Raw genomic sequence first — 19,408 nt, 5'->3', positions numbered from 1 at the left:
GAAAGACTGATTTTTTGATATCTTTTGCAAATTTTTTGTTTTGACTAAAATAAAAAGCAGAGGAATCCCGTTTTTTCTCCCCCCGGCCCTCTCCCAGAGGGAGAAGGTAGCACAAGACTGCTCTGTCTCAGGAAATCCCCTGGGCCAGGACAAGCCCCAGCCAGAGGGTTTTGACGCCAAAAACCGCCACCACCAGCCCGGAGATCCTGGAAAAGCCCTGAATCTGGGAAGGGAGTTTCTGCGCCATGCCCGCCCCCATCCAGCCCATGGCAAGGCAGGCGAGGATGAGGGGGGAAAGAGTGGTACCCAAAGTAAAGACAAGGGCCACGCCCCCGCCCTTCAGAAAAGATCCCGAAGCAGCTGCCGCTGCCATCATGGCGGCATAGGGCAGGCAGGGAAGAAGGGGGCTGGCAAGGCCCAGAAGAAGGGGCGGGGTTCCCGCCCGTTTCCGGCTGGCGCATCCGCCGCAGCGGGGCCGGAAGAGCAGCAAAAGGCCCGCCAGCAGGGTGAAGAGGCCCGAGGCCAGGGTCATGGAGGGGCTTTCCATCCGGGCCATGGCCGCCTGCCCTAAGCCGCCGCAGAGTCCGCCGAGAAGGCCTGCGGTCAAGAGCCTTCCGCAGGCAAAGCTTGCGAGGGCCCAGAATCCGTCGCCCGCCTTCCGGCTGTTTCCCAGAATGCAGGTACCCACCAGCGGCAGGCAGGAGGTGCTGCAGATGCCAAGACCCAAGGCCAGCCCCGCAAGAAAGAGGGCGGGAAGGGTCAGGGGAAGTTCGGGAAGCGTACTCATGCGGCCGCCGCCATGTGGGCATCCCGGGCCAGAAGGGCCGCCCCGATGGCGGTCGTGATCTGGGGCCAGGCCGGGACATGGATGGCCACGGCCAGCTCATCCTCAATGGCCTTCACAAGGCCCGCGTTCAGGGCGGGGCCGCCGTCAAAGGCCACGGGTTCCGTGACGCCCACCCGCCGGGCCATGCGGGAAAGCCGCCTTGCGATGGCAAAATGGGCGCCCGCCGCAATCTCCGCAGGGGCTTTTTTCCGGGCGATGAGGGAAATGATTTCGGATTCCGCGAACACGGCGCAGGTGGCGTTGATCTTGAGGGGGATTTCCGCTTCAAGGGAAAGGGGGCCAAGATCCGTCATGTTGACTTCAAGAATCCGGGCCACGGTTTCGAGAAAGCGGCCCGTGCCTGCGGCGCACTTGTCGTTCATGGCGAAGTTTTCCGTCACCCCGAAGCTGTCCACGCTGATGACCTTGCTGTCCTGACCGCCGATGTTGAGGATGGTGCGGACGGGCGTCTCCAGATCCGTGCAGCTCCAGGAGGTGCCCCGGACGTTGGCCGTGATTTCGCTGATCACTTCATCGGCAAAGGGAATGAGGCGGCGGCCGTAGCCCGTGGCCACGGTTTTGCGGATGTCTTCCCGACGGAAGCCGGTTTCCCGGAGGAGATCCTTCAGGGCGTTTTCCACGGTGTCGCCGCAGTGCACGCCCGTGGGCTGCACCCGGCTGCCCGCAAGGCCTCCGGCATCCATGAGGGCGATCTTGGTGGTGGTGGAGCCGATGTCAATGCCAAGGTAAAGATCCATGGGCGTCTCCTTTCTATGCGTTTTTTCCCATGCGGAGCCGTCTGCCTTTGAGGGTTTCCACAAAGGCTTCCACGCGGGTGCGCAGGGGTTCCGTATCTTCGGGGCTGTAGTCCGTTTCGATCTTGAGCTGGGAAACCCCCGCAGCGGCAAGTTCCGCCTCAAGGGGCCGCAGCTCCATGTCATAGGGGTGGCAGCCTTTCAGCACATGGTGCACCACACCCTCCACCCTGTAGTCCTGAATCATGCGGAAGAGTTTCGTCCTGCGATCCCCGGTATCCGTGAACACGGGGCAGGTGCAGGGCAGAACGGCCCGGTCGGCGAGGGCATCCAGCATGTCCTCAAAGAGGGGCTCGTCAATGCAGGCCATGTCCCAGAGAAGCCTTCCCGAGCTGCACAGTTCATCACAGACCAGGGCGCCGCCCGCGTTTTCGATGAGGTCCGGAATCTTCCAGTTGGGAAAGACCACGGGCGAGCCCGTAAGGAGAATCCTCGGGGCCGAAGGCGGGGAGGTGGCAAGGCCTTCGGCCTTTCTTTCTTTCAGCTCTTCATTGAGGGTTCTTGCCGCATGGGTCCAGTCCGCCGCATCCATGTAAAACCAGGCATTGGCCACGGCTGCTGCGTCCCGGCCCCGGATCAGGCAGAGCTCGTCCATGCGCAGGGTCTGGAAGATCCTGAATTCCTGCTGGGCTTCGTGGAGAAGGCCCATGGCGGCCCGCAGCCTGTTTCGGGTGATGCGTTTTCCCGTGACCTTTTCAAGGGCCTGCACCAGACGGCGGATTTCCGCGTACCAGAATCTGCGGGAGCTTTCCGCAGCCTTCAGTTTGGGAACTCCGAGCATCATGACCGGTACATGGCGGGAAAGGAGTTCCCCGAGTTTGACCTTCCAGTCGCAGGTGGCGGGAATGATGACCAGATCGCAGTCCCGGTACATGGAGAGGACGCCGGTGCGGGTGAAGCCCGTGGCAGCCTTGACCATGGGGCAGGACACATCGGGAAAGAGGGCTTCCCCGGCTTCCGCCGCATCGCCGCTGCCTGCGCAGAGGCGTACGGGAAGGGCGCCTGCGGCGTAGATCAGCTCTTCGGGGACGGCCATGCAGTAGATGCCGATTTTTTTCCGGCCCGTTGCGGGAAGAATGTTGTCCGGCGCGTCCGCAAAATTTCTGAAAACCGTGTCAAAGGGTGCCATGGAAGCGGGCCGGTTTTTTTCCAGGGAAATGGCGTCAAAGATTTCCCGCACGGCCATGGACAGGTGCAGGGAAAGCCGTCTTGCCACCCGGGCTTCCGCATCCGCATCAGCGGGCTTCAGGGGGAGGGGCTGGGGGTTTTCCCCCTTTTTTCCGGTGGTTATTTTTTCTCTGATTCTGATCAATTTCTGAATCCGTGCCTGTTTCATTCAAAAAAGCCTCTTTCAAAATCCCCAAAAAGGGGGCCGTGCCCGGTCTTAGGGCTCCGGGGTCAGGATTTTTGGGGTGTCGTTTCGGGGTTCCGGCAGAACGGCGGTGCGGGCCTGGCGTTTCAGGAATCCCTCGGCGGATGCGGAAAACACGGGAAAGCCGAGGAGGGTGGCCTGAAGGGCCTTGTCTTCCGGGCAGACCTCGATGCAGCGCAGGCAGAGCATGCAGTCCTGGGTGACCATGTGTTTTCTGTCCCGGAGATCGGCGATTTCCCGGATTTCCATGGGACAGGCCCGGAAGCAGTTGCCGCAGCGGGTGCAGGCCTCCCCTTTTTTCCGGAGCCCCACAAAGCCGATGCGGTCAAAGAGGGACAGAAGGGCCGCCATGGGGCAGAAGGCGCAGAGGTAGCGGCGTTTCACAAAGCCTGCCGCAAGGAAAAGCCCTGCGATGAGCATGGAGAGGCTGGTCATGAGGATTTTGGTGGGGCTTGAGAAATCGATGAGGATGTGGCTTGCGTCGCCATGGAAGAGGGGAAGCAGGGGTTTTCCCGGACAGATCTGGCAGAAGGGTACGGCGAGGTCCGGGGTGAAGGGGGGCAGGCCGAAAAGGCTGTTGCCGATGCCCATGGGCAAAAGGATGAGGAGTGCCAGAAGGGCGTATTTCACCCACTGAAAACGATCCCGCGTGGCCCAGGCGAAGCGGGAGCCGTCGATCCCCATGGCCTCCCGGATTTTGGTGAGGAGATCCTGAAGAAAGCCCAGAGGACAGATCCAGCCGCAGAAGGTTTTGCCGAACACCAGGGCCCAGATGAAAAAGGTGCCGAGGTAAATGAGAAAGCCAATTGCCGCGCTGCCGAAAAGACTGCTCCAGGGCAGGGAGAGAAAACGCTGGAAAGGATAGAGAAAACAGGAACCGCCCCGGCCTTCGGCATAGATGCAGCTCATGGTGGGGATGGCGTTGCCGATGGAAAGGCCGACAAGCCCGCCATAGAGCAGAAAAACAAGGCAGAGGGCCTGCACAAGGAGGCGGATGCGGTCTATGCGCATGGTTTTTTCTTTCTTCTGGGTTCCGGGGTCAGCTTCATTGAGGGGCCTTTCATATCCATGCTCCGGCTTTTCTTCTGCGCCTGCGGAGGGCCGTGCCCAGAGCCACGGTGAGGGTGACGAGGAGCAGGGCATAAAATCCCGTGGCCCTGCTTTCCCAGTCCAGCGGTGTGGGATGGACGGAAAGGGCAAGCCCTGTGCGCAGGATTTCCTCTTTTTTCGGAGAGGAAGGGCCGCCGGAACCGCCTTCTGGGGGATTTTCTTTCCCCGCTTCTCCCTGGAAAAGGGGATGGGTACTCCGGATTTCCGCAGTCACGTAAAAGACAATGGGCTGTTTCCGGACACCCCTGTCATGGAAGTTTTCCTTGATGAGGGTGAAGGTGACCTCTCCCGTCTCATTGCTGATCCGGGTCTGGCTCCAGCCTCCGCCCGTGGTGAGGGTGACGGGAAGACCGGGAAGGGGGGTGTCTCCCAGGCGGATTTTCAGAGGAAGGGTGTCTCCCGTGTATTTCCTGTGGATTTTGGCGAAATTTTCCCCTGGGTCCGGGCTGAGATCCTCAATGGAAAACCAGGGAAGAGGGTTCTTGGGCCGGTCTTTTCCACCGTCAGCGGGGGGAGCGATTTTTTCTCCGGTGTTGCGCATGGAAGCCTGGGTATAGAGCCGGTATGTTCTGCCCTCCCCGTCTTCTGTCTTGAGGCTGGCCTTCAGGTGGTAGGTGCCCTGGATGAGGGCCGCATCCCGGATACGGATGGCCTGATCCTCTTCCATGGCTTTCAGGGTCTCCGTGGAAAAATCCGGCCTCAGGATGACGGCCTCTGTTTTCAGAAGTTCCGGTGCGGTACCTGCCTGAATGTCGGGAGGGGTACCAAGGAGGAGGCTGTAGTGGGCAGGATGGGACATGGCGGCCCGTTTTTCCTTTTTGTCCGCGTCTTTTTTATCGCCATCCTTTTTTCCGGCATCCTTCCTGTGGGCTTCCGCCTTTGCCGGAGGCCCCCCTGCACCGGGATGGGCCTTTTCTTCAGCCCCGGTTTTTTCCCCGTCCTTCTTTTTTTTCTCAAGGCCCATGCCTGAGCCATGGCCTCCGCCCTGGCTGTCTCCACCTCCGCCCCGCCGCATTTCCGGGCCGGGCGTGAGGAAGAGAAAGCCGGGATCTGCGGAACTGGCATCGGGAATTCCGGGGAAGCTCAGGAACAGCAGGAAAAGGAGCAGGAGATGTCCGGGCTGGGAGCTACTGCGTATGGAAGGCGATGGGTTCATGGTTTTCTGATTTCTGATGTCTGGTGTTGAACTTGGCCAGGAGCATAGGGAGACAGGGTCATGGTTTGCCATAGTCTTTTCGTTTTTATTTTTTAATTTCATCGAAACAAAAAAGATATCCGTGGGGCATGAAATAGTCGGGCCTTTCTTCAAAGTCAAGGATAAATTCGGAGTGACGAAAAAAATTAAATTGTAAAGAATCTTTAAGATTGTAAAGAGTTCTTTTACATAAAAGAATGTTGGCAGCCGAAAAGCCAGGGCCATGATGCGCATGTCCGGAAGCAGAAAATTCGGGGTGGAGCTGGGAGGGCCGTGCTGGATGCGGCGAGGGTTTTTCGGAGGCTTTTTAGTCTGTTTTAGACAGAAAAAATGCTTTTTGGATGGTTTGGTTTTGTAACGGTCTTAAATTAAATGATATTTAAAAAATTAAAGGGCTTTCCCATCGTTTTTCTTTCTTTTTTCGCTTAAAACGAAAGAAAATCTCGTTTTATGGATATTCTCCTCGGTTTTCTTCCTTCATCCTCCCCCCTCGTCATGCAAAGAGATTCTGGACAGCATCCTATAAAATGGATAGTGTCCGGCCATTTGATTCAGGTTAAATCAAGTTGATTCAGGTTGATTCAGCTCTTTTGGGGTTCACCAGCCCCTCATTGTCCGATTCTGTTTTATTCGCATGAAAGGAGTGTTGATGGATTCTTTTTTTCTGGCCCTGTGGACTGTTGTTTTCGGAGGGATACTGGCTCTGATACTGCAACGATGGTTCACGAAAATGAAGGCTGCGGCCTGTCTTGTGATCAGCGGAGGGTGTCTTCTGGGCCTGACCGATGCCCTGCTGAAACTGTTTCAGGGAGGGGTGCACACGGCCTCGGCAGGTTTTCTCCATGCCTTTTCCCTGTCCTTCAGAATGGATGGCCTGGCCTGCTTTTTTCTGGTTCCGGTTTTCGCCATTTCCATGGTCGCTGCCCTGTACAGCTTCCATTACATGGACAAGGCGGAAAACGGTCTGAAAACTGCCCTGGGATATCTTTTCTTCAGTCTGCTCATCATGGCCATGGCCCTGGTGGTGACGGCAGATAACATGGTTGCCTTTATGCTGGCCTGGGAAATCATGTCCCTTTCTTCCTTTTTTCTTGTCATTTACAATTATCAGTCCCTTGAAAACCGGAAGGCCGGGTACCTTTATTTTGTTTTTTCCCATGTGGGGGCCATGTTTCTGTTTGCAGCTTTCGGGGTGATCTTTTCCTTTACCGGGAGCTTTGATCTCGGGCTTGCAGGGGCTTTGCCCGAAGGGATGAAGCTGATCGTTCTCCTGTTGTTTCTTGTGGGTTTTGGTTCCAAGGCGGGGATGTTTCCCCTGCACGTCTGGCTTCCCCATGCCCACCCTGCGGCCCCCAGCCATATCTCTGCCGTCATGTCCGGGGTTATGATCAAAACGGGCATTTACGGCCTTTTGCGGATGTATACCCACATGCATCCTGAAACGCCGCTGTTTGGGGAAATCGTGCTGGTTCTCGGCATGGCTTCCGGGATTCTCGGGGTGGTGTATGCCCTGGGCCAGCAGGATCTGAAACGGCTTCTGGCCTTTTCCAGTGTGGAAAATATCGGCATCATCCTCATCGGTATGGGCATCGGTATGATGGGGGTTTCCTCCGGGACGGTTCTGATGGCGGTTTTCGGTTTTGCGGGCTGTCTCTTCCATGTTCTGAACCATGCCATTTTCAAATCCCTTCTTTTCATGGGAGCGGGCATGGTGATTCATGAAACGGGTACGGGCCGCATTGATGCCCTGGGCGGGCTGCTGAAGACCATGCGGGTGACGGGAATCACCTTCCTCATTGCCTCCCTGGCCATTTCGGGGCTGCCGCTGCTCAACGGATTTGCCGGAGAACTCTTCATTTACGTGGGGGCTTTCAAAGGGGTGGGGCTGGATCAGATGGCCTTTCTCCTGAGTCATTTTGCCATCATCAGCCTTGCCATCATCGGTGGCCTTTCCCTTGCCTGTTTCACCAAGGTGATCGGCGTGGTGTTTCAGGGAGAACCGCGCAATGGCCTGAAAGGCGGGGGAGAGAAGAAAGCGCCGTCCATGCTGGCGGCCATGTCCGTTCTTGCCGCTGCCTGCGTGGTCATCGGGCTTTTTCCGAAACCTTTTTTCCTGATGGCCCTGAAGGGGGTCGCCAGCATCGATCCGGGGTATGGTCAGGTGTCTCTGCGGCCTTTTTTTGAACTTACGGGGAGTATCACCCTGGGAGCCGTTCTTTTCGTGGTGGTCTTTGCCCTTCTCTATGGGCTGCGTGTCCTGCTCTACAAGGACAAAACCGTTACCGCTTCCGGCACCTGGGGCTGCGGTTTTACCCGGCCCACGGCGAAAATGCAGTACACGGGAACCTCCTATGCCGCTTCCATTGTGGGATTTTTTAAGCCTGTCGCCCCCATCAGCCAGGAACATCCCGGGGTGGAAGGGGTTTTTCCGGAAAAAACCCATTTCAGAAGCCAGATCAATGACCTTGCCGAGCTGCATATGACGACCCTCATTGTCCGGCCCGTACTGGCCATCTTTGACAAGCTGCGCTGGATTCAGCACGGGGATATCCATCTTTACGTCGGTTATATTCTGCTGACCATTCTTATCCTGCTGTTCTTTGTGTAGGCAGGGGAGAGGGTTTCCCTTGGGGGCCTTGCGGGGCTTGAGAGGGGATTTCCGGAACAGAGGATCCATAAAATGGAGAAACTCCATTGGTTTTTACAGACAGGTATCCACTTTCAACAGGTGAGAAAACATGATGATTGAATCCCTAATTCTCTGGGTGCTGGCCATTCTGCTCGCTCCCTTTTTCTCGGCGGTTATTCTGAAGATCAAGGCCCTTTTTGGTGGCAAGAAGGGGCCGCCTCTTCTGATCAATTACTACACCCTGATCAAGCTCTTTCAGAAAGGTTCCGTTTACAGCACCAGCACCACCCTCATGTTCCGGCTGGGGCCCATGGTCTCCCTGGCAGCGGTTCTGACGGTTCTGCTTTTTCTGCCCGTTGCCGGACATCCTCCCGTGGTCTCCTTTAAGGGGGATGTGATTTTTGTCTTTTATCTTCTGGGGCTGGGGCGCTTTTTCACCATTACGGCGGCCATGGACACCGCCTCTCCCTTTGAGGGGATGGGCGCGGCACGGGAGGCCTTTTTTCCCATTATCTGCGAAGCCACCATGTTCATGATCCTTGTCCTTCTGTACAAGCTGACCGGTGGCCTCAGCCTTGCCGCCTATTTTACGGGCGGTCAGACCCTTGCCATCTGGCAGACGGCGGGTTCCCCCCTTCTGATTGTGGCGGTTTCCCTTTTCATTGTCCTTCTGACTGAAAACTCCCGGGTTCCCGTGGACGATCCTGCCACCCACCTGGAACTGACCATGATTCATGAGGTCATGGTGCTGGATCACAGCGGCCCGGATCTGGGATTCATTGAGCTTGCAGCGTTCTGCAAGCTCTTTTTTTATGCAGCCCTTGTAACCCTGCTGCTTTCTCCCTTCCAGATGGAATATTTCCTTCTGGATGCGGGGGTCTTTCTCTGTGTGCTGCTGCTGGTCTATGTCCTTGTGGGGGTGACCGAGTCCGTTGTGGCACGCTTCAGAATGGATATGGTGCCAAGGTTTGTGATTGCCTCCTTTGGCCTGGCCGTTTTTGCCACCATCATCACCCTGGAGTTCATAAAATGATAGAAACCATTGATACCCTTTTAGCCCTTGTTCTGCTGTCCATACTCTTTTCCTTTGGTTCCAGCATGCTGCCCGGTCTCATCAAGCTGCTGGCCTTTCAGGGAATCATCGTTTCCATTGTGCCCTTTTTCATGGAGCATGACATGGGGGCCGGTGGCGTTGTCTTTACCCTGGTCACCCTGACCATCCGGGGCATCATCATCCCCCTGTGCATTTACATGGCCATCAAGAAGGTGGCCATACGGCGGGAAGTGGAACCCATTATCGGATACAATGCCTCGGTTCTCATCGGCCTGGCCCTCATCGTGGCTGCCACCTATGTGAGCCGGAACTTTACGGTACCCTCCACCAGTGCCAGTGCCCTGCTCATGCCCACCACCATCACCCTGCTTGTGGCGGGCATGTTCATCCTCATCGCCAGACGCAACGCCATCGCCATGGTTCTGGGCTATATCATGATGGAAAATGGCATTTACCTTGTGGGAACCACCTTTTCCATACGCGCTATCCATATTGTGGAATTCGGCATTCTTCTGGACATTCTGGCTGCTGTCATGATCATGGCCATCATTCTCCAGAACATCAAACATACCTTTGACGACATTGATACGGCATTGCTCCGTACATTAAAGGAATAGGGGCGTGATCCATGGTTGAACTCATTATTCTCATACCTTTCATGGCGGGAGTGCTGGCCTTTTTCTTTCCCGCTGCCTGGGGGCGGGTGCTGCTTGCACTGACGGGTGTGCTGCATCTGCTTCTTTCCGTTTCCCTCTGGATTCAGAGACCGGAGGCGGTCTTCAATGCCTATTTTGCCGTCACGCCGGAGGGGATGCTTTCCCTTATCGTGATCTCCCTCTTATTTTTTCTGGTGTCCATTTATTCGATGTCCTACCTGAAAATGGCCGAACTGGAAAGAGAACCGGTTTTCATCGGCTCCATGCTGCTCTTCCTTTCCACCATGACCATGGTGACCCTGTCCGACCATATCATGGTCATGTGGATCGCCATTGAAGCCACGACCCTGGCCAGTGCGCCCCTGATCTACACCTACCGGACAGCCAAGGCCCTGGAAGCCACATGGAAGTACGTGCTGATCTGTTCCGTGGGGATTGCCATGGCCCTGCTCGGTTCCGTACTTATCACCGTGGCCATGGATGCGGGCAGTGTGGAGGCTCCGGTTTCCTTTTCCGCCCTCACTGCGGTGGCCACCCGTCTGGATCCCTTCTGGCTCAAGGTGGGCTTTGTGTTTATTCTGGTGGGGTATGGTACAAAGATGGGCCTTGCCCCCATGCACACCTGGCTGCCCGATGCCCACAGTGAAGCCCCCAGTCCGGCTTCAGCCCTTTTGTCCGGGGTGCTGCTCAACTGCGCTTATCTGGGGATTTTTAAAACCCACAAGGTGATGGTGTCCGCAGGGCTTGGTGATTTTTCGGGCGGAACCCTCATGTTTTTCGGCCTGATCTCCATTCTGGCGGCGGCCACCTATATTCTGAAGCAGAGTGAATACAAGAGGCTGCTCGCCTATTCCAGTATCGAAAATATGGGCATCATCGCCTTTGGTACCGGTGTGGGGGGGATCGGGGTGTACGGGGCCATGATCTGTCTCATTCATCACAGCCTCATCAAGTCCTCCCTCTTTCTGACCTCCGGGAACATCCTGCTGGGCTATGGATGCCGGATTATCCAGAACATCGGAGATCTGGTGACCCGTATGCCCCGCACCTTTGTGGTGTTTTTCGGCGGGTTTGTGGCAATTTCAGGTTTTCCGCCCTTTGGCATGTTCGTTGGTGAGATGCTGATCATCATCGGTACCTTTCAGGCGGGGCATTATCTGGCCGCAGGGCTGTTTCTTGTGAGTCTCTGCGTGATTTTTGCAGGCTTCGCCTATCAGATCATGAGCATTTCCTTTGATGACACCACAACGCCTCACCGGCTGCATGTGACCAACTGGATGCTCTGGCCCCAGTATGCCCTGCTCCTGACCTCTCTGCTGCTGTCTTTCTGGATGCCTGAGACCCTGTACAAGACGATTGTGGCGGCGGTAACGTCCATCGGTGGAGGATACTAATGGAAACATTTTTTCTGGAAATTTCCCCTGGTCTGGCTGTGGAGAGGGAAAAGCTGCCCCATTTGTCCTTTGAGGACTTCAGCCGGGAGGCGCTGGCCCTTGTGGAAGCGGGCGGACAGGTTGTCCAGTTTTTTGGCTACCCCCATCAGGGCGGTGTGCGGCTGCTTGCCGTACTGCGGACGGACAGGCTCTGGGTGGCGGGATGCGATGCGCCGGAAGCCTATCCGGCCCTGACTGTTCGCTGTGCTCCTTTTCATATGTTTGAGCGGGAGCTTGCCGAGCAGTTCGGGATTCTTCCCCAGGGACATCCCTGGCTGAAAATGGTGCGTTACCATGCCAATGAGCGCAAGGTCGCCGATGTGTTCGGCAATGAGTATACCCAGGATATTCCCGGAAATATTGAATATTACAGTGTGGAAGGGGAAGAAATCCACGAAGTGGCCGTGGGGCCTGTCCATGCCGGTGTGATCGAGCCGGGGCATTTCCGTTTCAACTGTATCGGGGAGCGGGTGCTGAACCTTGAAATTCAGCTGGGGTACCAGCACCGGGGGGTGGAAGCCCTGCTGAAGGGCGCGGCCCCAAGGCGTCTGCCCCTTCTTGCGGAAAGCATTGCAGGAGATACCTCCGTGGGGCATGGCCTTTGTCTGGCCCAGGCTGTGGAGGCCCTGGCCTCCCTGACACCGGATGAGGGGGCCAAGATCATCCGTACCGTTGCCCTTGAGTTTGAACGCCTTGCCAACCATATTGGTGATCTGGGTGCCCTGAGCGGAGATGTGGCCTTTCTGCCTCCGGCCAATTATTTTGGCCGTCTGCGCGGGGATTTTCTCAATCTTGCCCTCCTTGTGTGTGGCAACCGTTTTGGCAAGGGGCTGGTACGTCCCGGCGGAGTGCGTTTTGCCATCACAGACGATGTGCGCAAAGAGCTGAACAAACGGCTTGCGGAACTGTCCCTTCAGGTGGCCCATGTACTGAATCTGCTTTTTACCACCTCCAGCGTACAGTCCCGTTTTGATCATTGCGGTGCGGTGAGTCTTGCCCATGCCCAGGAGCTGGGGCTTGTGGGGCCTGCGGGCCGGGCCTGCGGTCTTTCCTACGATGTGCGGCGGGTGTTTCCTTCGGAGCATTATCCCAGGATCGACATTCCTGAAAACGCCAAACCGACGGGGGATGTGCATGCCCGGGCAACGGTGCGTGCGGAAGAGGTGATGCAGTCCCTGGATATTGTGAAGGCCCTGCTCAACGGGCCCATTGTGACGCAGTCTGTGGAAAATCAGGACTATGTCCTTGCGCCTTCCTCCTTTGTGGTGACCCTGAATGAAGCCTGGCGGGGGGAGGTGTCCCACTGCATTCTCACCGATGAGAAAGGGGAGATTCTTCGCTACAAGGTGAAAGATCCTTCCTTCCACAACTGGAACGGCCTGTCCATGGCCCTGCGGAATACGGAAATCTCGGATTTTCCCCTGAACAACAAGAGCTTCAACCTGTCCTACTGCGGGTTTGATCTCTAGGGAAAGGGCCGGCTGACAGCGTCTCCGGACATTTTCATGGAAACTTAAGACATCTGAGAGAAGACGATGCTGAAAATACTGAAAAACAGAATGGAGCAGGGGTACCGAACCTCTGCCTATCCCAATGCGGAGATTGCGCTGCCCCTGCGTTACCGGGGAAGACCCCAGGTGAACCAGGATGCGGAAGAAGCCCTTGTGCTTCAATGCGCTGCCGCCTGTCCCCAGGGGGCCATCCATGTCAAGGCCCGCGCCATTGACATGGCAAGATGTGTGTTCTGCGGGGATTGCGAGCGGATTTCCGGAGGAAAGTTCGTCACCTTTACCCGGGATTTTGGCATTTCCGTGGCGGACAAGGCCCACCTCCTGACCGATGGGGGGCTGCCCGAACTGGCCGCCCATTCCAAGCAGCATTTTAAAAAGCTCTTTGGCCGTTCCCTGCAACTGCGGCAGGTGTCTGCGGCGGGGTGCAATGCCTGCGAGGCGGATCTCAACGTTCTGGCCACGCCCTTTTTTGATCTGGCCCGTTTTGGTATCAATTTTGTCGCTTCCCCCCGTCATGCCGACGGCATTGTGGTGACAGGGCCTGTTTCCCGCAACATGAAAACGGCTCTGATGCAGACCTATGAGGCGGTTCCTTCTCCCAAGGTGGTTATAGCCGTGGGAAGCTGTGCCTTGAGTGGCGGCCCTTTCCGGGGCAGCCCAGAGGTGAGTGAGGGCCTGGACAGCATCCTTCCCGTGGATCTTTTTATTCCCGGATGTCCGCCCCATCCCCTGACCAACCTCCATGCCTTCCTGAATTTCTTTAAATAGGAAAATGCCGTCTCTCCCGAAAGGGGGAGGCGGCATTTTCTGATCCCCCGTTGTCCCTTCAGCGTGTGCGTATTCCGCAGCCCTCAAATGAATCTCCCCTTGTTTCAGTCAGCCTTCCCAGGCGTTAGCGTGGGAAGGCCGAACCCTGTGTTTCTGTTCCCAGGCCGTCCTCCTCAGGATTCCGTTCTTCGGGAGACCTGCATGGTGAAGCCGACAGGGTACAGGCGGCGACATGGGGCCTGTCCGGTTTCTGGACACCTGCGGGCTTTGGGCATGTCACTGTTCCGTGGCGTCAAGACCCTGGAAGCGTGGAGACACGTAGATGGAAAGGGGATCCTTGGCCACAGGTTTTGCAGAAACTTTTCCATAGGTTTAAAAAGATAAAGTTTTGTAAAGTTTTTTTTACATATAAAAAATAAATTGACAAAGGGAAGGGTCGGGGATAGTCAAGGTTGACGCAGTTTTTTAGATGACCCTAAAAAGGAGAGTTAAATGAAAAAATGCTTAAAGGCCCTCTTACTGGGAGGGCTTCTGGGGCTGGGCGTTATGCTGCCCCAGGCCTGGAGCCATGAACTCTGGTTGAACATGACAGAATACAGCCCTGCCCTCTGGCAGCACCCCAAATATGCGCCCACACCCAGAGCCAAGACTGTGGTGTATGTGGGCTGGGGACACAGCTATCCCATGGCGGATTTCATTTCGGATCACATCTGGGGAGGGCTTGAGCGCATTGAGCCTGACGGCAGGCGGGTTCCCATGGAGGTGGGGAAGGAAGGTTTCCGGGCTGTGCGGCTTGATATGGAAACGCCGGGGGCCAGGGTTTTTGCCGCCCGTGTGATCCCTGCCTTTTACGGGCCTGTGGAGGGGAAAAAGGATTTTCATCAGGTCTATTATGAAAAATATGCCAAGGCCCTGGTATCTGTCCTGCCCCAGCGCAGCCTCCCCCTGGACGGGCCGGATGTCAATCCCTTTGCCACACCCATCGGTCAGAAGGTAGAAATTCTTCCCCTGGTGAATCCCAACCGCCTTCAGCCGGGGGACAGTCTGGAGGTGGAGGTTCGGATGGATGGACGTCCTGCTGCGGATTATGAGCTGGTGGCCAGCAGTCTTTTTGCAGCCAATGCCAGGCAGGTGAAAACCCGTACGGACAGTGCGGGCAGGGGAAAGCTTCTGCTGGAGACCTTTTATGGTCCATGGATTGTGAAAGCCAGTCGCAGCTTTCCGGCAACCGGGGAGCTGGCCCAAAAATGTGAGAAAATCAGTTACACCGCCACCATGACCTTTGCCCTGCCCTTTGTTCGGGGGGAATGAGCAGGCGCTTTCAGAAGGAATGGGGTACAGCAGGCAGCTGCGGGATGGGAATGCAGTTGCCTGCTTTTTTATTTGTCTCTTTTTGTTTTAATTTGTTTGTGTCTTTTTGTTTCTTTATGTTTTTTGTCCCTTTTTCAGAAAAAAAGAGGCCCCGGCGGGCTTCTGTCCTGCCGATTACGGAGAGAGGTTCTGGTAAAGCCGCCCTTTTCAGGGTAGGATGCCCCGGATCTGCTGGGTGACCGGGGGCGTTTTGGCCCTGGATCATTTCTTGCAGAGTACAGATCGGTCAGGAGGGACTTTCTTCAGGGGGAAAGCCCCGGACAGCAAAGATTCCCATGGATCGGTACATGTGGAGCAAAGGCGGAAGCGCACAACCATGACCCCATCTTCTAATGGAAACGTAAAGAACCTGGAGGCAACATGCAGCAGCTTGAACTACTGATTGAACGAATCCTTTCCCGCGTGAATCTTAACCTCAGGGAGTTCCACTTTAAAGTGGATACCTCCATAGGGAATTTGGTGTCCAAGGAAAAACTTGTCAGGTTTTATGGATTTTATGGTGTGACCAGCCAGCATCCCCTGTATTTCAATTTTTCAAAATCCAATGTGGGCGGAAGTTACTTTCTCGGTAAATGTGTTGTGGATCATTCCATTCTCTATAAATGCGATATCCGGGGGGATGAACTGAAACGGAAAGGGGATGTCTTTGAGCACAAGGGTGGCAGCATCGTGCTGGAGGATGATGAGATCATCCGTATCCGGGACAGTTTTTTAATCAATACCCTGGTGCATAATTATTCCCATGACCCGGAACATCCGGAGGAATTTCTGATCCAGAATACCGCCGCTGCCCACTATGCCAATATCCATGGCGCACCCGTGGAAGGCTGCTTTCTCGGGCCGTTTGCCACGGTGGATCTGTGCACCCTGCATGGATGCAAAATCGGCACCTTTTCCTATGTGCAGGCAGGCGATCTTTTCCATGAAAACATTCCCGATGGTACCATCTGGCTTAAAAAGGATGCCTTTGAGTTCCGTTACACCTTTGATGCTGAGAAGCTGAAACCCTATATTCGTTTTGAACCGGGTTCCCTTCCCGAAGGGATTATCATGGATTTTGTGGAGAGCCGGAAGGAGGGCTTTGATGAGGTGTTTGCCAATCCCTATCTGGAGCTTCCCATTGATGTGCCCGAAGACAGTGCTGTCAGCTCCTATGCCGTGATCCGGGGGCAGACCCAGGTGCATGAGGCCGTGCTGGTTTCCCAGAGAGCCTATCTGGACAATGCCTGGATGGGGCCTGGGGCCAATGCCCAGGAAAATTCCTATATTATCAATTCCAGGCTGGAAAAGAATGATGTCACCGCCCATGGGGCTAAAATCATCAATGCCCATCTTGCTGAAAGGGTGTTTGTGGGCTTCAATTCCTTTGTCTGCGGCGCGGAAGGGGCTCCTCTTAAAATCGGCAGGGGCTGCATGGTGATGCCCCATACCATCATTGACCTTGAAGAAGGCCTTGAAATACCGCCCGAGACCGCGGTCTGGGGGCTGATCCGGAATGCCGAAGATCTGAAAATGCACAGCATTGCCTTAAAAGATCTGGAGACTGTGGATGGTGAGGTGGCCTTGGGGAACATGGTGTTCCGGGGAGATGGCAGGGCTTTTGTGGAAGTCTTTAAACGCAGGATTGACCATATCCTGGATGTCAATGGGGCCTATTATAAGGAAACCGGCCAGACGGGCCATGCCCAGGATGACAGTTTCATTGCCTTCAATACCATTCAGCCCTATCTGACAGGACGGTATCAGGGGCTTTTCCCCACCATTGATATCCGGCCCTGATTCCAGGAGAAACGGTCTGTATCCCGCAGGAAGAGGGCTTGAAGAAGCGCTTTTCCTGCGGGATCATTTGTAGCGGAAAACCTGAAGGGGAAGGTATTTGTCTTGCTGTATATGGCTTTTTGCAGGCTCTCAAAAACCATATCCGGCATTTGTTTTTCTGATTACCACTCTGATTCAGCCATGCAGTCGCAGATTTTGTCCATGCAGCATTGAACCCATCGTTCCCACGCTCCAGCGTGGGAACGATAGCTGAAGCAAGATGGTAATCAGTTTTGTTTTTCGCATGAAAGGACGTGCTGGACAGGAATGCAGGAAGGTTTTATGAGATGAAAAGCCTGACAGGCGTTTTTTTCACATCCTTCCCCCAAGTCCGGAGACTCATTGCACCATGTACCCCGCACTGCATCCCACGCTGCTTACCATTGGCCTTCTTCTCATCAGCAATATTTTCATGACCTTTGCCTGGTACGGTCACCTTAAGAACCTGAATCACAGGGTCTGGATCATCGCGGCCCTCGCCAGCTGGGGGATAGCCCTGTTTGAGTATCTTTTTCAGGTTCCGGCCAACCGCATCGGCCATGGCGTCATGCGGGTGGGGGAACTGAAGATTCTTCAGGAGGTGATCACCCTTTCCGTTTTTGTGCCCTTCTCCATCTTTTATCTGAAAGAGCGGCTTACCCTGGACTACCTCTGGGCCGGACTCTGTATTCTGGGGGCGGTGTTTTTTCTGTTCCGAAGCCGGATCATGGGGTGAGTTGTCCGGGAGAGGGGGAGGCAGCGGAGAGAGGGCCCTTGGCAGGCACGGCACTTTCAGGCCAGTCATGGGAGGGACGTTCTGCACATCCCTTCCGTTTTTCTGAAGGCAGAAGCCTGGCCTACCAGCCCCTGTGGGAAAGGATGTTCTGCATTTCGGCCATGCGGATGCGTTCTTCGTGGGCCGCCTTGATGGCAAAAGCCCCCTCGATTTTCAGTACGAGGACTTCGGTTTCCGTGGGCTTCATGAGAAAATCGAAGGCACCCTGTTTCATGCCCTCAATGGCCATTTCCACCGTTGCCTGACCTGTGAGAAGAATCACCTGAATGAGGGGATTGATCTTTTTGATTTCCCTGAGGGTCTCCAGGCCGGAGATTCCGGGCATCTGGACATCCAGTACCACGACGTCCATGCCTGTGCTGTTCCGGGTGAGGGTTTCCAGAAACTGGCTGCCGCTGTAGGCCACCTCTACGGTAAAATTTCGCATGGAAAGTCTTTCCGCAAGGGTATCGGCAAAGGCGGCTTCGTCGTCCACGAGAACTGTTCTGATTTTCATAGGCCTTCCTTTGGGGGGGCTTGGGCTTTGTGTGACAAAGCCACGGCTGAAGGAGTCTCCTGGCCGTGGCTTGTGATGAAAAGGGTATCCGGGGGAGCCGTTCGGCTCCCCTCAGGGGTTATGCGGAAAGGGTACGTTTGGACTGAATACGGGCATAGGCCTGTTTCATGGTGGTGGTGAGCAGATCAATGTCCGCAGGTTTCTGGAGATAGGCAAAGGCTCCCATTTCCATGCAGCGCTGACGGTCCATTTCCGTTCCATGGCCGGTGAGAATAATCACCTCAATATCCGGGTTGCTCTTTTTAACCCTGGCCAGGGTTTCAAAGCCATCCACTCCCGGCATCTTGAGATCCAGCACCATGACTTCCGGGGTCTCATCTTCCAGGATTCCCAGGGCTTCTTCCCCGGAATACACGGCATGGCTGGGTACATCCCGCATACGAAGACGCTCGGAAAGGGTCTGTACGAATTCCTGTTCATCATCCACCAGCAGAACCTTGTAGCTCATATCGAAATCGTATTTGCGGTAGATGTCTGCCTGATGAAATTTCTGGCCCACGGTGGTTTCCACTTCCCGCACCCCTTCTACGGCAGAGGCGATTTTCTGGAGTTCTTTTTCCAGCATGGAAAGGAGGGTCACCTTTTTTTCGATGGTGAGCGTGACTTTGCCACCGGAGGCGCTGACGGAAATCGGGTGGCCTTCACGGGCGAGGGCCAGTTCCACGCGGGCTGCAAGGCGGAAATCCTCAATGGCTTTGCGGCTGATGTCCGTAATCTGCACCGCAGGATTTTCCATTTGTTCCAGAATACGCTCCAGGGCGTTGGCTGTTTTGTCCATGGGCAGCACCATGTCATAGCGGCTGGCATCCCAGGGGCTTTTGTCCCAGAGATGTTTGGCCCAGATAAAGGCACTTTCATCGTCCTGACGGATTTCCCGCAGTGCATCCTTTTCCGAAATCCCCATGGCCTTGGCCTGGTTGATGCGCCAGCCCTGATCTGCCATGACAAGAACCCTCAGAGCATGGGTGACGGAAGGCGGAAAGAGCAGGGCAGCATGGCCTGTGAAAACCTGCCCTTCCGTTTCCAGCAGGTCCGCGAGGGTTGCCTTCATGCAGGCCACGGCGCGTTCCTTTTCGTGGGTAAAGCTGTTGAATACGCTGGGCGTGCTGTAGAGGGCCTTTTCAAGAACCGCAGGCCGGATATCATGCTGCTGGGCGCAGCAGGCAATGATGTCCGCATCCCGGAAAAGGCGGGATCCGGTCTGCTGGCAGAAAGTGTCAATGAGGGCTTGGCTGCCGGCATAACGTCCGCTGAAGAGGGAAAGGATGGTCATGGTTACTCCTTCAAGATATACGCATGGGCCCTTGGTGATTTTTTTATTCGCCTGATTCGCAACGCAAAGTCCGGGCCAGAACCCTGCCTGCTTTTCTCCGGCTGATCTTTACTGGGTCTCAATGGCATTTCATGTGCTGGATTCCGGAAACGCAGCGTTTTTCCCCTGCTGGTGTTCAGGAGGTTTTCGGCTATGGGCTTCCCGTGAAAAGAGCCGTCTGTTTTCAGGGAAGGGACAGCCTTCTCC

16 protein-coding genes are annotated in these 19,408 nt (G+C 55.6%); 9 read left to right on the top strand and 7 right to left on the bottom strand.

Annotation, left to right across the window (positions count from 1 at the left end):
* Window positions 1-127 precede the first annotated feature (127 nt).
* The 5 genes from BR04_RS09230 to BR04_RS09210 all read right to left on the bottom strand — a co-directional run bounded on the left by BR04_RS09230 (window position 128) and on the right by BR04_RS09210 (window position 5,279).
* Entirely contained in the window at window positions 128-787 is a 660-nt protein-coding gene (locus BR04_RS09230; protein WP_496355712.1) for an urease accessory protein UreH domain-containing protein, read from the bottom strand.
* Window positions 784-1,584, bottom strand: coding sequence for an acyl-CoA dehydratase activase (locus BR04_RS09225; protein ID WP_496355711.1), 801 nt, complete (start codon window positions 1,582-1,584; stop codon window positions 784-786). The genes BR04_RS09230 and BR04_RS09225 overlap by 4 nt, the downstream gene beginning before the upstream one ends.
* 13 nt (window positions 1,585-1,597) lie before the next feature.
* Window positions 1,598-2,953, bottom strand: a complete 1,356-nt coding sequence (locus tag BR04_RS09220; protein ID WP_496355710.1) for a 2-hydroxyacyl-CoA dehydratase — start codon at window positions 2,951-2,953, stop codon at window positions 1,598-1,600.
* A 72-nt stretch (window positions 2,954-3,025) separates the two neighbouring features.
* The gene (locus tag BR04_RS09215) at window positions 3,026-4,024 is read right to left on the bottom strand and encodes a 4Fe-4S binding protein (protein WP_496355709.1); all 999 of its coding nucleotides are present in this window, start codon (window positions 4,022-4,024) and stop codon (window positions 3,026-3,028) included.
* A gap of 49 nt (window positions 4,025-4,073) precedes the next feature.
* The gene (locus BR04_RS09210; RefSeq protein WP_496355708.1) at window positions 4,074-5,279 is read right to left on the bottom strand and encodes a hypothetical protein; all 1,206 of its coding nucleotides are present in this window, start codon (window positions 5,277-5,279) and stop codon (window positions 4,074-4,076) included.
* Between the two features lie 688 nt (window positions 5,280-5,967).
* Here BR04_RS09210 and BR04_RS09205 point away from each other — a divergent pair.
* The 9 genes from BR04_RS09205 to BR04_RS09165 all read left to right on the top strand — a co-directional run bounded on the left by BR04_RS09205 (window position 5,968) and on the right by BR04_RS09165 (window position 17,273).
* Window positions 5,968-7,926 carry a proton-conducting transporter transmembrane domain-containing protein gene (locus BR04_RS09205; protein ID WP_496355707.1) on the top strand — a complete coding sequence of 653 codons (1,959 nt, stop codon included), beginning with the start codon at window positions 5,968-5,970 and terminating at the stop codon, window positions 7,924-7,926.
* Between the two features lie 133 nt (window positions 7,927-8,059).
* Window positions 8,060-8,980 carry a respiratory chain complex I subunit 1 family protein gene (locus BR04_RS09200; protein ID WP_496355735.1) on the top strand — a complete coding sequence of 307 codons (921 nt, stop codon included), beginning with the start codon at window positions 8,060-8,062 and terminating at the stop codon, window positions 8,978-8,980.
* Window positions 8,977-9,618 carry a hydrogenase gene (locus BR04_RS09195; protein ID WP_496355706.1) on the top strand — a complete coding sequence of 214 codons (642 nt, stop codon included), beginning with the start codon at window positions 8,977-8,979 and terminating at the stop codon, window positions 9,616-9,618. Before BR04_RS09200 ends, BR04_RS09195 begins: the two co-directional genes overlap by 4 nt.
* An 11-nt stretch (window positions 9,619-9,629) precedes the next feature.
* Window positions 9,630-11,051, top strand: coding sequence for a proton-conducting transporter transmembrane domain-containing protein (locus BR04_RS09190; protein WP_496355705.1), 1,422 nt, complete (start codon window positions 9,630-9,632; stop codon window positions 11,049-11,051).
* Window positions 11,051-12,559 carry a hydrogenase large subunit gene (locus BR04_RS09185; protein WP_496355704.1) on the top strand — a complete coding sequence of 503 codons (1,509 nt, stop codon included), beginning with the start codon at window positions 11,051-11,053 and terminating at the stop codon, window positions 12,557-12,559. The genes BR04_RS09190 and BR04_RS09185 overlap by 1 nt, the downstream gene beginning before the upstream one ends.
* A 66-nt stretch (window positions 12,560-12,625) precedes the next feature.
* On the top strand, window positions 12,626-13,369 hold the full coding sequence (locus BR04_RS09180; RefSeq protein WP_496355703.1) for an NADH-quinone oxidoreductase subunit B family protein: 744 nt from the start codon (window positions 12,626-12,628) through the stop codon (window positions 13,367-13,369).
* A gap of 492 nt (window positions 13,370-13,861) precedes the next feature.
* Window positions 13,862-14,680 (top strand): DUF4198 domain-containing protein, encoded by an 819-nt coding sequence (locus BR04_RS09175; RefSeq protein ID WP_496355702.1) that lies wholly within the window; start codon window positions 13,862-13,864, stop codon window positions 14,678-14,680.
* Window positions 14,681-15,100: 420 nt separating this feature from the next.
* Window positions 15,101-16,519 (top strand): transferase, encoded by a 1,419-nt coding sequence (locus tag BR04_RS09170; RefSeq protein ID WP_496355701.1) that lies wholly within the window; start codon window positions 15,101-15,103, stop codon window positions 16,517-16,519.
* A 388-nt stretch (window positions 16,520-16,907) separates the two neighbouring features.
* Window positions 16,908-17,273 (top strand): DMT family protein, encoded by a 366-nt coding sequence (locus BR04_RS09165; protein WP_496355700.1) that lies wholly within the window; start codon window positions 16,908-16,910, stop codon window positions 17,271-17,273.
* 121 nt (window positions 17,274-17,394) lie between these two features.
* Here the strand turns inward: BR04_RS09165 and BR04_RS09160 are convergent, their stop codons facing one another.
* Together BR04_RS09160 and BR04_RS09155 are read right to left on the bottom strand one after the other, a co-directional pair.
* Window positions 17,395-17,829, bottom strand: coding sequence for a response regulator (locus BR04_RS09160; RefSeq protein ID WP_496355699.1), 435 nt, complete (start codon window positions 17,827-17,829; stop codon window positions 17,395-17,397).
* A 118-nt stretch (window positions 17,830-17,947) separates the two neighbouring features.
* Window positions 17,948-19,162, bottom strand: coding sequence for a response regulator (locus BR04_RS09155; protein ID WP_496355698.1), 1,215 nt, complete (start codon window positions 19,160-19,162; stop codon window positions 17,948-17,950).
* Window positions 19,163-19,408: the final 246 nt, after the last annotated feature.

The organism is Desulfobotulus sapovorans DSM 2055 (genome assembly GCF_059569355.1).
This window is presented reverse-complemented; position numbering and strand designations above follow the sequence as displayed.

Excerpts from the sequence above, each read along its gene's own strand:
- BR04_RS09160 (WP_496355699.1), bottom strand. The coding sequence starts at position 17,829 with ATGAAAATCAGAACAGTTCTCGTGGACGACGAAGCCGCCTTTGCCGAT.
- BR04_RS09190 (WP_496355705.1), top strand. The coding sequence starts at position 9,630 with ATGGTTGAACTCATTATTCTCATACCTTTCATGGCGGGAGTGCTGGCC.
- BR04_RS09195 (WP_496355706.1), top strand. The coding sequence starts at position 8,977 with ATGATAGAAACCATTGATACCCTTTTAGCCCTTGTTCTGCTGTCCATA.
- BR04_RS09210 (WP_496355708.1), bottom strand. The coding sequence starts at position 5,279 with ATGAACCCATCGCCTTCCATACGCAGTAGCTCCCAGCCCGGACATCTC.
- BR04_RS09200 (WP_496355735.1), top strand. The coding sequence starts at position 8,060 with ATGATTGAATCCCTAATTCTCTGGGTGCTGGCCATTCTGCTCGCTCCC.
- BR04_RS09170 (WP_496355701.1), top strand. The coding sequence starts at position 15,101 with ATGCAGCAGCTTGAACTACTGATTGAACGAATCCTTTCCCGCGTGAAT.
- BR04_RS09180 (WP_496355703.1), top strand. The coding sequence starts at position 12,626 with ATGCTGAAAATACTGAAAAACAGAATGGAGCAGGGGTACCGAACCTCT.
- BR04_RS09205 (WP_496355707.1), top strand. The coding sequence starts at position 5,968 with ATGGATTCTTTTTTTCTGGCCCTGTGGACTGTTGTTTTCGGAGGGATA.
- BR04_RS09175 (WP_496355702.1), top strand. The coding sequence starts at position 13,862 with ATGAAAAAATGCTTAAAGGCCCTCTTACTGGGAGGGCTTCTGGGGCTG.
- BR04_RS09230 (WP_496355712.1), bottom strand. The coding sequence starts at position 787 with ATGAGTACGCTTCCCGAACTTCCCCTGACCCTTCCCGCCCTCTTTCTT.
- BR04_RS09225 (WP_496355711.1), bottom strand. The coding sequence starts at position 1,584 with ATGGATCTTTACCTTGGCATTGACATCGGCTCCACCACCACCAAGATC.
- BR04_RS09215 (WP_496355709.1), bottom strand. The coding sequence starts at position 4,024 with ATGCGCATAGACCGCATCCGCCTCCTTGTGCAGGCCCTCTGCCTTGTT.
- BR04_RS09165 (WP_496355700.1), top strand. The coding sequence starts at position 16,908 with ATGTACCCCGCACTGCATCCCACGCTGCTTACCATTGGCCTTCTTCTC.
- BR04_RS09185 (WP_496355704.1), top strand. The coding sequence starts at position 11,051 with ATGGAAACATTTTTTCTGGAAATTTCCCCTGGTCTGGCTGTGGAGAGG.
- BR04_RS09155 (WP_496355698.1), bottom strand. The coding sequence starts at position 19,162 with ATGACCATCCTTTCCCTCTTCAGCGGACGTTATGCCGGCAGCCAAGCC.